Below are 1472 nucleotides of genomic sequence, written 5' to 3'. Positions count from 1 at the left end.
ATCTCCAGCCGCTGCGCCGCCGCATCGGCATGATCTTCCAGCACTTCAATCTGCTCTCCGCAAAAACCGTCGAAGAGAACGTCGCTCTGCCGCTGAAGATCGAGGGCTGGCCGAAGGTCAAGCGGCTGGCGCGTGCCGCCGAGCTGCTTGAACTCGTCGGCCTCTCGGGCAAGGCGAAGGCCTATCCGTCCGAACTTTCCGGCGGCCAGAAGCAGCGTGTCGGCATTGCCCGCGCGCTTGCCGCCAAGCCTGCGCTGCTGCTCTCCGACGAGGCGACCTCTGCGCTCGACCCGGAAACCACCCGCTCGATCCTGACGCTGCTGAAGGACATCAACCGCAAGCTCGGCCTCACCATTCTGCTCATCACCCATGAGATGGAGGTGGTGCGCGGCATTGCCGACCGCGTGACCGTGCTCGATGCCGGCCGCGTCGTGGAGGAGGGGCCGGTCTGGCAGGTCTTCTCCCGCCCGCAGGCGCAGACGACCCGCAGCCTGCTTAGCGGCATCCGCCCGCAGCTTCCCGCCCATATCGCCGAACGGCTGACGGCGGATATCGGCGGCGAGGCGATCCTGAGCATCGACATTGCCGGCCCGGTCGCCACCGGTCCATTGTTTGAGGGGCTGTCGCAGGAGTTTCCCGGCGGCTACCGCCTTATCCATGGCGGTGTCGATCATATCCAGGAGCAGGCCGTCGGCCGCTTCTTCCTCGCGGTGCCGGCCGGTAAGGCCGCGTCGCTTGTATCTTATGCGGAGCGCCTCGGCGCCCAGGTGGAGGTCCTCGGCCATGTCGCCGATCATGCTTGAACTTCTTGTCCGCTCGCTCTGGGAAACCGTCGTGATGACGGCCGCCTCCGGCATCATCTCGCTGGTCTTCGGCCTGCCGCTCGGGCTAGCGCTGGTGGCGACCGCGCGCGGCGGCATTGCGGAAAACCTCTGGGTCAACCGCGTGCTCGGCGCCGTCATCAACGGCTTCCGCTCCGTGCCCTTCATCATCCTGCTCGTCGCGCTTATTCCGGTCACGCGCCTCATCGTCGGCACGTCGATCGGCACCTGGGCGGCCATCGTGCCGCTGTCGATCGCCGCGACCCCCTATTATGCGCGCATCGCCGAAGTGTCGCTGCGCGAGGTCGATCGCGGCCTGATCGAGGCCGTGCGCGCCATGGGCGGCAATCGCTGGACGATCGTGCGCGAAGTGCTGATCCCCGAGGCGCTGCCCGGCATCGTCGCAGGCTTCACCGTGACGCTGGTCACGCTGATCGGCGCTTCCGCCATGGCGGGTGCCATCGGTGCCGGCGGTCTCGGCGACCTCGCCATCCGCTACGGTTACCAGCGTTTCGAGACCACCGTGATGGTGGCCGTCGTCGCCGTGCTGATCGTCATGGTCTGCGGCATCCAGTGGATCGGCGACCGCTGGGTGGCCAAGCTCGATCATCGCGGCTGACTTCCGGCGGGTAGAGCAAGAAAATTCTATGG

2 protein-coding genes are annotated in these 1472 nt (G+C 66.7%); both read left to right on the top strand.

All coding sequences use genetic code 11. The features are described from left to right. A partial coding sequence (locus tag ACOZKU_RS05915) for a methionine ABC transporter ATP-binding protein (RefSeq protein WP_421578066.1) occupies nt 1–803 on the top strand: 803 nt, incomplete at its 5' end. Next, the gene (locus ACOZKU_RS05910) at nt 784–1440 is read left to right on the top strand and encodes a methionine ABC transporter permease (RefSeq protein WP_421578065.1); all 657 of its coding nucleotides are present in this window, start codon (nt 784–786) and stop codon (nt 1438–1440) included. The genes ACOZKU_RS05915 and ACOZKU_RS05910, both read left to right, overlap by 20 nt. The last annotated feature ends 32 nt before the right edge of the window (nt 1441–1472 follow it).

The sequence above is a fragment of the Shinella sp. M31 genome, from assembly GCF_049199205.1.
Classification (GTDB): domain Bacteria; phylum Pseudomonadota; class Alphaproteobacteria; order Rhizobiales; family Rhizobiaceae; genus Shinella.
Note: the sequence above shows the minus strand (reverse complement) of the source record. Positions and strands in the feature narration are given on the sequence as shown.